Origin of the sequence: Micromonospora halophytica (assembly GCF_900090245.1) — a bacterium.
Taxonomy (GTDB): Bacteria; Actinomycetota; Actinomycetes; order Mycobacteriales; family Micromonosporaceae; genus Micromonospora; species Micromonospora halophytica.
On the sequence record NZ_FMDN01000003.1, the window covers coordinates 208497 to 222190 of the forward strand.

The following is a 13694-nucleotide window of genomic DNA, read 5'->3' on the forward strand; positions in this document are numbered from 1 at the left end:
ATGGTTCAGGGCCGGGCCGCTGTGCAGTACGCCTCAATACCCTCCGTCGCGCCGGCCGTAGGCTGGCGGGATGCCGGGCTCCCCGTACACCGATCTGGACCGACCGCCGCTGTCGGCGGCGCGGCTGGCCCGCGCGTTGACCCCGCCGCACGGGCCGTGGCGCCGGCTCGACCTGCGGGTCGAGACCGGCTCGACCAACGCGGACGCGGTGCAGGCGGCCCGCGCGGGCGAGCCGGAGGGCCTGGTGGTGGTCGCCGAACGGCAGACGGCCGGGCGGGGCCGGCGCGGCCGGGTCTGGCAGTCGCCGGCCAGGGCGGGCATCGCGACCAGCGTCCTGCTCCGGCCCGGTGCGGCCGTCGCGGACCGTGGCTGGCCGCCGGCCCCCGCGACGGGGTACGGCTGGCTGCCGTTGCTCGCCGGCGTCGCGCTGGTCGAGGCGGTGGCCCGGTTGGCCGAGCTGGAGGCCGGGCTGAAGTGGCCGAACGACCTGCTGGTCTCCGACGCCAAGTGCGGCGGCATCCTCGCCGAGGCGGTGCCGGGGGCGTCCCCGGCCCAGCCACCCGCGATCGTGCTGGGTATCGGTCTCAACGTCACGCTGCGCGCCGACGAGCTGCCGGAGAATCCGACCGGCCTGCCGGCGACCTCGCTGCGACTGGCCGGCGCCGTCGCCACCGATCGGGATCCGCTGCTGCGCGCGCTGCTCCGCTCCCTCGCCGAGTGGTACGACCGCTGGCGTGCCGCCGGGGGCGACGCGGTGGCCAGTGGCCTGCGCGACGCCTACCTGGCCTCCTGCGCCACCCTCGACCGCCAGGTACGGGTGCTGCTCCCGGACGGGGCCGAGCTGACCGGCCGGGCCACCGGGGTGGACACCGACGGTCACCTCCTGGTCGAGACGGCGGCCGGCCGGCGCCACCTCGCCGCCGGCGACGTCCTCCACCTCCGCTGATTTTGCCCGGCCGTGTCGATCATGAGGTTGGCGGCACTGAATCCGGCGAAACGCCCCGCCAGCTTCGTGATCGGCGGCCGGGGAGCGGGCCCGGGCGGAGGTGCCGGGGTGGGGTGGGTCGTGTGGGTGATAGGTCGCGGGGGTTCGAGAGGTTACGGTCGGCGCGTCTGATTCCGGCGAGGAGGTTCCCGTGGCGTTCCCCGAAGACGTGCTCACCGAGGACGAGCACGTCGTCCTGCACCTGCACCCGCACTGGAAGGCGCTGCTGCGGCCGGCCCTGGTGCTGGTGCTCGGCGTCGCCGCACTGACGGCGGCCTGGGTCCTGCTGCCCGAGGGCGTCGGCAGCACGATCGCGCTGTACGTCCTGGCCGGGCTGGTCGTGGCGTCGGCGCTGTGGTTGGCGCTCTGGCCGTTCCTGGTCTGGCGGACCACCCACTACCTGTTCACCAACGAGCGGGTGCTGCTCCAGCAGGGGGTGCTGTCCCGGGACCGCCGGGACATCCCGCTGACCCGGATCAACGACCACGCGATGAACCAGCGCTTCATCGAGCGGCTGCTCGGCTGCGGCACGCTCACCATCGAGTCGGCGGGGGAGCGCGGCCAGTCCGTGCTGCGCGACGTGCCGCAGGTGGGCAAGGTCCAGACCAAGCTCTACGAGTTGGTCGAGGCCCACCACGACAAGCACTCGCTGGGCGACGGCGAGATGCGCGAGATCCTCGCCGACATGCGCGACGGCAAGCCCCTCCGCGACTCCACCGCCTGACCTCCGACCACCCACCCCGCGCTCCGGCACGCCGGACGGGCGGGGACGCGGGCGCCCCCGGGGGATTCCCCGGGGGCGTCGTGGTGGGTGGGTCAGCGGCGGGGGCGGCGGGTGCCGGCGTGCAGCTCGGCGGCCAGTTCCGCCTCCAGGTCTGCGCCGACCGTGCTGCCCAGGCCCGCGTCCAGCGGTGCCGGGCGCACCTTGGGCTGCCGGAAGACCGGCTCGGTGACCGGGTTGCGTCGGCCCGTCTGCTGCTGGTGCTGGGCCTCCTCCAGCTCGCTGACCGACTCGGCCAGTTCGGCGATCGGATCCATCTCGGCCATCGTGTCCCACTCGTCGCGCGGGATGGAGTGCCAGGTCTCCTCGGCGTGCTTGGGGACCGGCTGGAAGACGAAGGTCCGGTAGGACCAGAACCGGAACAGGGTGGCCAGCAGGACGCCACCGGTCTTCGCCACGTTGAGCGCGAGCAGGCTGGTCATGCCCAGGCCGTACTTGGCGGCCGCGAGGACACCCAGTTCGATGAGCAGGCCGGCGCCGTTGAACAGGAAAAACAGGACGTATTCGCGCTGAACCGCTGCTTTCGGTCGATCACGGTATGTCCAGTGCCGATTCATCAGATACGACGTGATCGTCGCCACGATGGTGGCGATGACTGTCGCCTTCAGCTGGCCGTCGACAAAAACGGTGAGTGCCAGGGCGTTGAACACCGCGTAATTGATGACGGTGTTGACGCCGCCGACGATGCCGAATTTGAGCGCCTCGTGGATGAACTTCTGCCAGCGCTCGGGCAGCAGACGGACAAGACGCATGCGGAACACCTTAGGACAGTGGGCGGGGCCGGCAGGTTCCGGCCGGACGGGATGGGCGGCAGGTCACGCCTCTGGCGGCCGGTCGTCCGCCGCCTCCGGAACCGGGGGAGTTCCCGCTTCCACGAAGACGAACCGTCGATACGACCAGAACCGGAACAGCGTTCCGAGCCCGGTGCCGACGACGAAGCTGGCGATGTTGTCGGCCAGCGCGGTCTGGAACACCTCCGGCCAGACGCGGCCGAGGCCGTACCGGCTGATGACGAGGCAGGCCACCGCGATACCCAGGCCCACCGTGTTGAAGAAGAAGAAGAGTCCGTACTCCCGGGCGGGGTGCGAGCGCAGGCGGTGGCGCCACGTCCAGAACCGGTTGCCGAGGAAGGCCAGGGTGGCGGCCACCACGGTGGAGATCGTCTTCGCGGCGACCGGCGGGACGCCCCGGCCGACGGACAGGTAGTTGAAGAGCGCGAAGTCGACGAGGAACGCGATCCCGCCCACGGTGGCGAACTTGCTCATCTCGCGGACGAGGTGACCGAAGCGGTCCGTCAGTGTGCGGACCAGACCCGGGCGGGTCTGCGGGGACCCTGGTGGTTGGTCCCCGGTCATCGTCGCGGCCACTCGCCGAGCGTACCGGTTGGGCGCTCCCCGGACGCGCAGCAACGGCGAGCCGCCCGGGCGGCTCGCCGCGGGGCTCGCCGGGCCGGACGCCCACCGGTGGTCTCCAGTGAGCAGAGCGTAACTCCAGGTGGCGTATCGGCTCCACGGTTCCCCGATTCGTCGACGGCGTCACCGGAAGTCCGGTTCCTCTGTCCCTCACCGTCCGTTCCCGCAGCCGTCGACAGTTCGCCGCAGGATTTGCGTGAAACTGCGCGCGAAAGCGGGTATTAGCTCGTGATGCCGCAGCCGGGCCGTACCTTGTGCAGTTCTTCACAACCAGTCCCACTGACTCGCGGGTCCGCCCGGTTTACGCTGAGCGCAATCCCAGGTTTCCACGAAGGCGACGCGGCCCGCGTCCGCCGTGACTCGTGCATCCCATAGATCGGTCAGCGTCGACCACAAGGAGATGTGACATGGTTGCTCCGGCAGTTGTGCGGGGTATCGACCAGGCCCCGACGACCCACCCCAAGCTGCTCGCCTGGGTCAGAGAAGTCGCTGAACTGACCACCCCCGACCGGGTGGTCTGGGTCGACGGGTCCGATGAGGAGTGGCGGCGCCTCACCGACGAACTCGTCGAGAACGGCACGCTGATTCGGCTGAATCCCGAGAAGAAGCCCAACTCGTTCTACGCGCGGACGGACCCGACGGACGTCGCCCGGGTCGAGGAGCGCACCTTCATCTGCTCCGCCGACGAGGCGGACGCCGGCCCCACCAACAACTGGATGGCGCCGGCCGAGATGAAACGGACGATGACCGAGTTGTACCGCGGCTGCATGCGCGGGCGCACCATGTACGTCATCCCGTTCTGCATGGGCCCCGTCGAGGCCGAGAACCCGATGTTCGGCGTGGAGATCACCGACAGCCCGTACGTCGTCGCCTCGATGCGGATCATGACCCGGATGGGCGCCAAGGTCCTGGAGGCCATGGGCGACGACGCGGACTTCGTGCACGCGTTGCACTCCATCGGTGCGCCGCTCGCCCCCGGCCAGCAGGACGTCGCCTGGCCGTGCAACGAGACCAAGTACATCTCGCACTTCCCGGAGACCCGGGAGATCTGGTCCTTCGGGTCCGGGTACGGCGGCAACTCGCTGCTCGGCAAGAAGTGCTACTCGCTGCGCATCGCCAGCGTGATGGGGCGCGACGAGGGCTGGCTCGCCGAGCACATGCTGATCCTCAAGATCACCTCGCCGGAGGGCAAGGTCTACCACATCGCCGGGGCGTTCCCGTCCGCCTGTGGCAAGACCAACCTCGCCATGCTGGAGCCGACCATCCCGGGCTGGAAGGTCGAGACCATCGGCGACGACATCGCCTGGATGCGCTTCGGCTCCGACGGCCGCCTCTACGCGGTCAACCCGGAGTACGGCCTCTTCGGCGTCGCCCCGGGCACCGACTGGAAGACCAACGCCAACGCCATGCGGACGCTGGACCGCGGCAACTCCGTCTTCACCAACGTCGCCCTCACCGACGACGGTGACATCTGGTGGGAGGGCATGGGTGAGCCGCCGGCGCACCTGATCGACTGGAAGGGCAACGACTGGACGCCGGAGAGCGACAGCCTCTCCTCGCACGCGAACAGCCGGTTCTGCACCCCGATCACCCAGTGCCCCATCCTCGCCGAGGACTACTACGACCCGAACGGCGTGCCGATCGACGCCATCCTCTTCGGTGGTCGCCGCCGGGACACCATCCCGCTGGTCACCGAGGCCCGGGACTGGGTGCACGGCGTCTACATGGGCGCCACGCTCTCCTCGGAGACCACCGCCGCCGCCTCCGGCGCGGTCGGCGTGGTCCGCCGCGACCCGATGGCGATGCTGCCGTTCATCGGTTACCACGCCGGCGACTACTTCCGGCACTGGATCGAGATGAGCAAGGGCGTCGACGGCGACGAGTCCAAGCTGCCCAAGATCTACTACGTCAACTGGTTCCGCAAGGACGCCGAGGGCAACTTCCTCTGGCCGGGCTTCGGCGAGAACTCGCGCGTGCTCAAGTGGGTCATCGAGCGGATCGAGGGTCGCGCCGACGCCGTCGAGACCCCGATCGGCATGGTCCCCGCGCAGGACGCCCTGGACGTCGAGGGTCTGGACATGACCCCCGAGGACGTCCGGATCGCCCTGAAGGTCGACCCGGAGGAGTGGCGCCGGGAGCTCCCGCTGGTCAACGAGTGGTTCGAGAAGTTCGGCGACAAGCTGCCGGGCGTCCTCTGGGCCGAGCTGGACGCGCTGCGCGCCCGGCTCGACGCGGAGCAGCCGCAGAAGTAGGTGTGACGGTTGCCCGCACCGGGCAACATCGGATCCCATGAGGACGGCCGCCGCGACCACCGAGGTCCGGCGGCCGTCCGCCGTCCGGGCGCTCACCACACTGCTCGCCGTCACCGCCGCGGCCACCGTCGTGGTCGACCTGCTCAACTGGTGGTACGCCCCGGAGCAGGAGTTCGGGCTGGCCGTACGCACCGGCTGGGCGATGCTGCGCTCGCTGGGCTTCCTCCTGCTTATCGGCCACGTCAACCGGGGTCGTACGGTGGCCAAGCCGCTCGGGCTGATCCTCGCGGTCACCACCGTCTTCGCGGTCGCCCGGCTGGTGGTGCCCCGGCAGGGCGTGCCGCCGCTGCCCGGGCTGCTCGGTTTCGCCCTGCTCACCGGGCTCTGCGTCAGCGTGGTCTGGCTGCTCCACCGCTCCGAGGCGGTCGCCGGGCACCTGGTCCGGCACCGCAAGGGCCTGGTCGTCTCCGGCGGCACGATCTCCTGGCGGGAGGTCGCCCCGAAGCGACCCCCGGTCACCGGATGGCTGCTCACCAGCCGGGTCGCCGCCTTCACGTACAGCCCGCTGATGCTGGTGCCGGCGCTGGTGGCCGGCGGGGCCATCCTGGACGGCCGGCTCTCCGCCGTGCCGGCGGTGCTGTTCTGGTTCCTGGCCGGCATCGCCACCAGCTACGCCGTGCTCCTGTGCACCGCCTTCCTGATGCGCGGCAAGCGCTGGGCCCGCACCCTGCTGGTGGTGATCACCATGGGCGTGCTCGCCGTCGACCTGCCGCTGTGCTGGTGGCTGCTCGGCGTCGACGGGCTGATCCGCGACGGTGCCCCGCTGGTCGCCGCAGCCGTGCTGGCGCTGTACGGTCTCCGCCGCGCCGCCCGCGCCGCCACCCCACCCACCCCCGCCTGACCAACCTCGCCTGGCCGACCCCCGCGTTGTCCACCCGACCGGTCCATGGACCTGCCGCCCCGCCGGCCTGGCCGCTGGCCGAAGTCGCCGGCTGGCCACTGCCCGACCCACCCGCCCGGCTCGGCGTCCCGGCGGTCGGCCGCCGGTTCGCCACCCGGGGCCGCCTTGTTGATCAAGAGGTCCCGGTCTGGGTCTGTCTCGGCGGGGACGCAACTCCCTGATCGCCGCAGCCGAGAGCAGGCGGGTGGGGCGGTGCGGTGTGGGAGGCGGGGTTGGTGGGGGTGGGCGGGGCAGGATGGGCGGGGTCGTCGCGGTGCGGGTCGGGCGGCGCGGGAGGGAGGGCCGGGTGAGCGACGAGTTCGACGTGATCGTGGTCGGGGCGGGACCGGCCGGTGCGGCCGCCGCGCTCGCCGCCCGCCGGGCCGGGACCCGGGTGCTGCTGCTGGACCGCGTCGACTTCCCCCGGGACAAGGCGTGCGGTGACGGCATCGCGGCGCACGCGCTGGACGTCCTCGCCGAACTGGGGCTTACCGACGCGGTGTCCGGGTACGCCCCGTTGCCGGCGTTGCGCCTGGTCGCCCCGGGCGGGGGCGAGGTGGCGCGGGCGCTGCCCCGGCCGGCGTACACGGTGCCCCGGCAGGTCTTCGACGCCCGTCTGGTGGCTGCGGCGGTGCGGGCCGGCGCGGTGCTGCGCCGGCACACGGTCCGCCGGTTGGAGGTCCGCGACGACCGGGTGGTGCTCGACGGCTCGCTGTCCGCCCGGGCGCTCGTGGGCGCGGACGGCGCCGGTTCGGTGGTCCGCCGCGCGCTCGGCCACCCGGTCAATCCGGACCGCCACCTGGCATTGGCCATCCGGGGGTACGCTCCGGCGCTGCCCGGCCCGCCCGAACAGTTCATCGTCACGTCGGGGCCGCGCTGGCCGGCGTACGCCTGGTCCTTTCCGATCGGCGACGGTCGGGCGAACGTCGGGTACGGGGAGGTGCTGCGCGGCGAGCCGCTCAGCCGTGCGCACCTGCTAGACCGGCTCGCGGCCCTGCTGCCGTCGACCGACCCGGCGACGGTCACCGGGCTGCGGGCCCACCACCTGCCGCTGTCCACGCACCGGCCACCGCCCGGCCGGGGCCGGGTGGTGCTGGCCGGCGACGCCCTCTCGCTGATCAACCCGTTCACCGGCGAGGGGATCTTCTACGCCCTGCTCTCCGGCGCGCTGGCCGGCGCGGCGGCGGCGGGCTCGCCGGGCCGGGCGGCCGACCGTTACGCGGCGGCGCTGCGGACGCGGCTCGGCACCCACCTGCGGCACAGTTCGGTGGCCGCCTGGCTGGCCCGCCGCCGCCGCGTGGTCGACGCCGCCGTCCGTGCGGCCCGCCGGGACGATCGGGTCTACGCGACGGTCGTCGAGTTGGGGCTCGGCGACGGACGGCTGGACGCCCGCACCCTTGCGATGATCGGTGTCGGTCTCTCGGCGCGGAGTTAACCTCCGAGGTCACCATCGCTCGTGGCGGTCGCTACCCTGCAAGGTGATGACTCTGCGGAAACTTCTCTACTCCGTCTACGAGCGCCGGCTGACCGCGAAGCTCGCAGACCGGCCGGTGCCCCGGCACGTCGGCGTGATGTGCGACGGCAACCGCAGGTGGGCGCGGGAGATGGGCTTCGTCGACCCGAACGACGGGCACCGGATGGGCGCCGAGCGGATCAAGGAACTGCTGCGCTGGTGCGACGCCGCGGGCGTCGGTCACGTGACGCTCTGGCTGCTCTCCACCGACAACCTCTCCCGGCCGGCGGAGGAACTGGACCCGCTGCTCCAGATCATCGAGGACCTGACCACCGAGCTGGCCGAGGAGGGCAACCCCTGGCGGCTGCGGATGGTCGGCGCGCTGGACGTGCTGCCGGCGCACCACGCCCAGGCCCTCAAGGCGGCCGAGGAGCGCACCCGGGACCGCGACGGCGGCGCCCAGGTCAACATCGCGGTCGGGTACGGCGGTCGGCGTGAGATCGCGGACGCGGTGCGCTCGCTGCTGCTGGAGCACGCGGCCAAGGGCGGCACGATCGAGGAACTGGCCGGCTCGCTGGACGTCGACCACATCTCCGAGCACCTCTACACCAAGGGCCTGCCCGACCCGGATCTGATCATCCGGACCAGCGGCGAGCAGCGACTGTCGGGCTTCATGCTCTGGCAGTCGGCCCACTCGGAGTTCTACTTCTGCGAGCTCAACTGGCCCGACTTCCGCCGCGTCGACTTCCTCCGCGCCCTGCGCTCCTACGCCACCCGCCAACGCCGCTTCGGCGCCTGACTCGGAAGTAGACCTACTTCCTCCCGATTAGGGCCGCTTCGCGTAGCGGAGCGACAGGGACCAACCCCACCCCACCCCCGGCCACAGCCGGTGATCATGAAGTTATCGTCACGACACCCCCCGACGGCGGTGGTCATAACTTCATGATCAACGGAGGCGGGGGTGGGTGGGGTGTGGGTCAGGTGAGGTGGTGGACGGCTTCGGTGAGGAAGTCGCCGAGGGCGGCGGGCGAGTCGATCGTCAGGTCGGCGGCTTCGGCGACCTCGTGACCGGTCTCCGGGTTGGCCACCGCCACGCAGACGCCGAGGAAGTCCGGGTCGGCGGCGGACCGGGCGCGCAGCGCCGCGAACGCCTTGATGTCGGAGACGTCGTCGCCGAAGTACCAGGCGCCGCCCACGTTACGGACGATCTCGCCGATGACCAGACCCTTGTCCCGGTCGACGGGGGGCTTCAGCTCCAGCACCATCCGGCCGGCCTGCACCTTCAGCCCGAGCCGCTCGGCCTGGGCCCGGCCCCACTGCTCGACCTGCGCCCCGAGGTGCGGCGCGGTACGCCAGTGCAGCGCGACGCTGAGCCGCTTGAACTCCACCAGCGTGCCGGCCGGCAGTTCGGCGCGGGCCAGGTCGGCCAGCTCGGCCATGGTCGGCACCCAGGGCAGGGCAGCCGGCTCGGTCACCGTCTCGCCCCCGGAATGGCTGTGCTCCAGGCCGTACAGGCCGTAGAGGTCGATGCCGACGAGGCCGCCGAGGTGGTCGCGGAGGAAGTCCACCGGGCGGGCGGAAACGATCGCCACCCGCTGCACCACCGGGGCGAGGGCCTCCAGCGCGGCCAGCACCTTCGGCGCGGGCTGCACGGCGGTGGGGTCGTCGTCGACCGGCGCGAGTGTCCCGTCGAAGTCGAAGAAGAGCACGGTGTCGGCCGCTCGTGCGGCGGTGGCACGCCAGGCGTGGTCGGCGTCCAAGGGGGTCTTCGGCTGCTGGTTGCCCAGATTCAACGGCGGCACGCGCGACAGCGTACCCCGGGGCGGGCGGGCTATTCGTGGCCGAGAGATGACGCCTTGACACCGCCCCGGTGCGCGCTCCTGTCCCCGACCGGTCAGCGTTCGGCGGCTCCCCGACCACGCCGTCCGAACGGCACCACCGCCGCCTCCTGGCCGTGGCTGAGCAGGTAGCCCTCCACGAAGCCGGTGTTCCGGTCGCCGGTGTGCGCCTCGATCTCGTTGAGCCGGGCCACCAGGAACTCGGTCAGCGCGCTGACCCGGTCGTCGAGCCGCTCGTGCAACTCGGCGACCACGGCCAGCACGACCGCGGTGCCGGCGGTGGTGAGCGCGAAGAGGTTGACGACCAGGGGAAGCTGCTCGCCCTCGACCGCGCCGATCACCACGTTGGCGGTCACGCATGATGTCACCGACACCGCCGCGACCACGACTGCCCACCATTTCAGGGTCATGGACAGACCCCTCCTTCTGTCCCGCAGGGCTTGGTTCGGCCTTGTCCCGTCCCCCCGCCGACGACGAGCCCAAGCAGTACGAATAGGGACGCTAGCGCGCCCGCCGCGACCCCGGGGCGAAACAATCAGGTCTGACCAGGCGTTCTTTCGCCATCTGAGGAACTACCCGGCCTGTTCCTCTCGATTTCGGGCAGCAAGCGGCAGAGTGGGCCGGTATGCGAGGTATCGAATGGTTTCCCGGATGTGGAACTTCTCGGTGTCCGAGACGTCGGGGTCGACCAGGCGGCGCAGCAGCGCCTCGACGTCGGGGTCCATCGGGGGAGCCGTGGTGGCCTCCCGGGGGGTGGTCGCCCGGTCCCAGCCCAGGGCCGCGAAGGCGACGGTCGGGTTGAGGCCGAGCCCCTCGCAGAAGGCGACCACCCGGTCCACCTCCGGGTCGCTGGCCCAGTCACCGCGTACCCAGCGGTTGATGGTCTGGCGGGAGACCCCGGTGCGGCGGGAGACCTCGGTGCCGGTCCAGGCGCGCATGGCCCGGGCGTCGTCGAGGGCGCGGCGGACGAAGGCGGCGAAGGCGATCTTCCGTGCGGGGGCGGTCTCGTTCACGTTTCGACCGTACGGCGGAACGCTTCCGCGGCGGGGGGCGGGCACTCGGGTGTCACGCGGGCGGGACGGCACTTCCCGGGTGTCGGTAAACGATCCGGAACTACTCTTGAGGGGTGTCACCTGGGCAGAATAGGCGGCCTTAGGTGTGGGGGTAACCGGACGAAAAGCTGATACTGTCACGTTCATGGGACAATCTACGGTGTGTCACGTGCATGAGACGATCGGTGCTCACATGCGTCACGCCCCCAGCGCGAGGGGGGTGCGGTGACCGAACTCGCGACCCGTGCCCAGGCCTTCGGCCTGATCGCGGAGGGGGTGGCCGCAGGGCTGAGCGCGCCCTGGCGCCTCTACCTCGCCCGGGGATGCCGTTACCTGTCACTGAGCGTCGGGGACCGGGCCGAGTGGGACGCCTGGCGTACCCATCTCGGCTGCCCGGAGTTGAGCGTCCGGGTCTACGACGCCGGCGGCGAGATCCGCCGTTCCTCGGTCGCCGAGGTGGTCATGGACGGCTGCCGGATCAGTGTCGAACTGGTCGAGGAGGTCAGCACCGACGACCTGGACCGGCTCCTGGTCGTCGATCCCACCATCTCCGATCCGGAGGACCGGTGAGCAGGCCGGCGCGGCGCATCGGAGCCGCCGGATGAGCCCCTTCCTCGCGGTCTTCCTCGTCCTCGTCCTCGGGGCCACCAGCTACGCGGCGGGCCGGTTGCACGGGCAGCTCAGCTACCGGATCGGCTACCGCTTCGGTTACCGGCAGGGCTACTTCGACGGCGACCGGGGGGCGTGGAACCGCCGCCGCCGGGACGCCCAGGCCGCCATCGCCACGGCCCTGGCGGTGCCGGTGAACGGCCCGGTCGTACCGGTGAGCGGCGCCCCGGTGGTCACCACCGTCCGCGCCGGGGCGGTGCCCGCGCCGGTGGTCCGCCAGGGGACCACCTACACGGGCTCCTCCTTCACCGCCCCGGTCACCGGCCGGCACCCCACCGGGACCCTCGTCCGGCGGCCGGGCTGAGCGCCGCCACCTGAGCCGGTGCGTCGTCCGCGGCGGACACGCACCGTCGGGACCACGTCAGACCGGTGGCGGTGGTCCCACCGGCCGGGATGCGCGCAGGGGGCATGCATCCCGGCCGGTCCGCCGCTGCCGTTCATCTCCCGGACGGGCGGGATCCACCGTCACCACTAGCCGCCGGGGCCGGACGCCGCTAGCGTCTAGACATGGCGCGGGGTTCTCCCGGGCCAGCCGGTCCGCCCGGAACTGCGACCTCGCGCACGGGGTTCCGCATCCGACCCCGTGTCCCCGGGCACCGGAGGAGGCGGAACGCGGGTGGCGGGTGCCCATCCGTCGGAGCAGGCCTGTGACCACTCGCCGTACGACCGCCGGTGCCGACCCGATCCCGGCTGCGACTGCCACGACCCGCCGAGCCACCCGGAGCCGCCGGACGACGGCCGCTGCTCCGGCCGGCACCGAGGAGCCCCGACCAGCCGGCCAGGTCTTCGTCCTGGACACGTCGGTGCTCCTCTCCGACCCGGCGGCCTTCCACCGTTTCGCCGAGCACGAGGTGGTGCTGCCCCTCGTGGTCATCTCCGAGCTGGAGGGCAAGCGTCACCACCCCGAGCTGGGCTGGTTCGCCCGCCAGTCCCTGCGCATGCTCGACGAGCTGCGGGTCCGGCACGGGCGGTTGGACCATCCGGTGCCCGCCAACGACGCCGGGGGCACGCTCAAGGTCGAGCTGAACCACTCGGACGACGGCGTGCTGCCGCCGGGCTTCCGCAACGAGTCGAACGACGCGCGGATCCTCTCCGTGGCGCTGAACCTCGCCGCCGAGGGGCGGGACGTCACCCTGGTCAGCAAGGACATGCCGTTGCGGGTCAAGGCCGCCTCGGTCGGCCTGAAGGCCGACGAGTACCGGCACGGCCAGGCCAGCGACCCGACCTGGACCGGCATGGCCGAGCTGGAGCTCGGCGAGGACGAGATCAGCCGGCTGTACGCGGGCGAGGCGCTCGACGTGGACGGTGCCGCCGGGCTGCCCTGCCACACCGGCCTGGTGCTGCACTCGGCCAACGGCTCGGCGCTGGGCCGGGTGCTGCCGGACAAGACCGTGCGGCTGGTCCGCGGTGACCGGGAGGCGTTCGGGCTGCACGGCCGTTCCGCCGAGCAGCGGATCGCGCTGGACCTGCTGCTGGACGAGTCGATCGGCATCGTGTCGATGGGTGGTCGGGCCGGCACCGGCAAGTCCGCGCTGGCGCTCTGTGCCGGTCTGGAGGCCGTGATGGAGCGCCGCCGGCACAAGAAGGTGATCGTCTTCCGCCCGCTGTACGCCGTCGGTGGTCAGGAGCTCGGCTACCTGCCCGGTTCGGAGTCGGAGAAGATGTCGCCCTGGGCGCAGGCGGTCTTCGACACCCTCGGCGCGGTGGTGCACGAGAACGTGCTGGAGGAGGTCACCTCCCGGGGCATCCTGGAGGTCCTGCCGCTGACCCACATCCGGGGTCGCAGCCTGCACGACGCCTTCGTCATCGTCGACGAGGCGCAGTCGTTGGAGCGCGGGGTGCTGCTCACCGTCCTGTCCCGGATCGGGCAGGGTTCCCGGGTGGTGCTCACCCACGACGTCGCGCAGCGGGACAACCTCCGGGTGGGTCGGCACGACGGCGTGACGGCGGTGATCGAGGCGTTGAAGGGGCATCCGCTCTTCGCGCACGTCACGCTGAGCCGTTCCGAGCGGTCGCCGATCGCGGCCATGGTGACGGATCTGTTGGAGGACATCCCGCACTGAGTGGCGTTTTGTCGCTGTTCGTCCCCATTCACTTAGTGGCGGAAGTCACAAAGGGGCGTGGGCGTTTCCCATCAGCCTCACTGTGCGCGATGGTGTCCAACGAGCGCCCACGCCCCGACAAGATCGTCGAGCATCGTTCGTCCCACCCCAGGACGGGCCCCGGCGAGGGTCGGTGCGTCGGTGGCGACCGGCTCCGGTCGGGGCGCTCGCGGCAACGACCGCGCCCGCACGGGCCGGCCGCCGCCGCGT

The 13694-nt window shown here is 71.8% G+C and carries 14 protein-coding genes; 9 read left to right on the forward strand and 5 right to left on the reverse strand.

Annotated features, from left to right (window positions below):
- The first annotated feature begins 70 nt into the window (after positions 1-70).
- Together GA0070560_RS06110 and GA0070560_RS06115 are read left to right on the forward strand one after the other, a co-directional pair.
- On the forward strand, positions 71-946 hold the full coding sequence (locus tag GA0070560_RS06110; protein ID WP_091292391.1) for a biotin--[acetyl-CoA-carboxylase] ligase: 876 nt from the start codon (positions 71-73) through the stop codon (positions 944-946).
- A 190-nt stretch (positions 947-1136) separates the two neighbouring features.
- On the forward strand, positions 1137-1709 hold the full coding sequence (locus GA0070560_RS06115; protein WP_091292392.1) for a PH domain-containing protein: 573 nt from the start codon (positions 1137-1139) through the stop codon (positions 1707-1709).
- Positions 1710-1801: 92 nt separating this feature from the next.
- On the opposite strand, the gene GA0070560_RS06120 is transcribed toward GA0070560_RS06115, so the two are convergent.
- Together GA0070560_RS06120 and GA0070560_RS06125 are read right to left on the reverse strand one after the other, a co-directional pair.
- Entirely contained in the window at positions 1802-2518 is a 717-nt protein-coding gene (locus GA0070560_RS06120; protein WP_091292394.1) for a GtrA family protein, read from the reverse strand.
- 63 nt (positions 2519-2581) lie between these two features.
- A complete protein-coding gene (locus GA0070560_RS06125; protein WP_091292988.1) occupies positions 2582-3121 on the reverse strand; it encodes a GtrA family protein in 540 nt (179 codons plus the stop codon).
- A gap of 464 nt (positions 3122-3585) precedes the next feature.
- Between GA0070560_RS06125 and GA0070560_RS06130 the strand changes: the two genes are divergently transcribed.
- From GA0070560_RS06130 to GA0070560_RS06145, 4 genes are all read left to right on the forward strand, one after another.
- Positions 3586-5430 (forward strand): phosphoenolpyruvate carboxykinase (GTP), encoded by a 1845-nt coding sequence (locus GA0070560_RS06130; RefSeq protein WP_091292396.1) that lies wholly within the window; start codon positions 3586-3588, stop codon positions 5428-5430.
- A gap of 37 nt (positions 5431-5467) precedes the next feature.
- Complete coding sequence (locus GA0070560_RS06135) at positions 5468-6331, forward strand: hypothetical protein (protein WP_091292398.1); 864 nt, start codon at positions 5468-5470, stop codon at positions 6329-6331.
- A gap of 295 nt (positions 6332-6626) precedes the next feature.
- Positions 6627-7805, forward strand: a complete 1179-nt coding sequence (locus tag GA0070560_RS06140; protein WP_091292400.1) for a geranylgeranyl reductase family protein — start codon at positions 6627-6629, stop codon at positions 7803-7805.
- Between the two features lie 46 nt (positions 7806-7851).
- Positions 7852-8622 (forward strand): isoprenyl transferase, encoded by a 771-nt coding sequence (locus GA0070560_RS06145; protein WP_091292402.1) that lies wholly within the window; start codon positions 7852-7854, stop codon positions 8620-8622.
- A gap of 178 nt (positions 8623-8800) precedes the next feature.
- Here the strand turns inward: GA0070560_RS06145 and otsB are convergent, their stop codons facing one another.
- The 3 genes from otsB to GA0070560_RS06160 all read right to left on the reverse strand — a co-directional run bounded on the left by otsB (position 8801) and on the right by GA0070560_RS06160 (position 10674).
- Entirely contained in the window at positions 8801-9625 is an 825-nt protein-coding gene (gene otsB, locus GA0070560_RS06150) for a trehalose-phosphatase (RefSeq protein WP_091292404.1), read from the reverse strand.
- Positions 9626-9717: 92 nt separating this feature from the next.
- Positions 9718-10071 (reverse strand): hypothetical protein, encoded by a 354-nt coding sequence (locus GA0070560_RS06155; protein ID WP_091292406.1) that lies wholly within the window; start codon positions 10069-10071, stop codon positions 9718-9720.
- Positions 10072-10233: 162 nt separating this feature from the next.
- Complete coding sequence (locus GA0070560_RS06160; protein WP_091292407.1) at positions 10234-10674, reverse strand: XRE family transcriptional regulator; 441 nt, start codon at positions 10672-10674, stop codon at positions 10234-10236.
- A gap of 264 nt (positions 10675-10938) precedes the next feature.
- On the opposite strand from GA0070560_RS06160, the gene GA0070560_RS06165 reads away from it, so the two are divergent.
- The 3 genes from GA0070560_RS06165 (at position 10939) to phoH2 (ending at position 13445) form a co-directional block, all read left to right on the forward strand.
- On the forward strand, positions 10939-11283 hold the full coding sequence (locus GA0070560_RS06165; protein ID WP_091292409.1) for a hypothetical protein: 345 nt from the start codon (positions 10939-10941) through the stop codon (positions 11281-11283).
- Positions 11284-11314: 31 nt separating this feature from the next.
- Positions 11315-11686, forward strand: coding sequence for a hypothetical protein (locus tag GA0070560_RS06170; RefSeq protein ID WP_091292411.1), 372 nt, complete (start codon positions 11315-11317; stop codon positions 11684-11686).
- A gap of 343 nt (positions 11687-12029) precedes the next feature.
- Positions 12030-13445, forward strand: a complete 1416-nt coding sequence (gene phoH2 / locus GA0070560_RS06175) for an RNA 5'-3' helicase PhoH2 (protein WP_091292413.1) — start codon at positions 12030-12032, stop codon at positions 13443-13445.
- Positions 13446-13694: the final 249 nt, after the last annotated feature.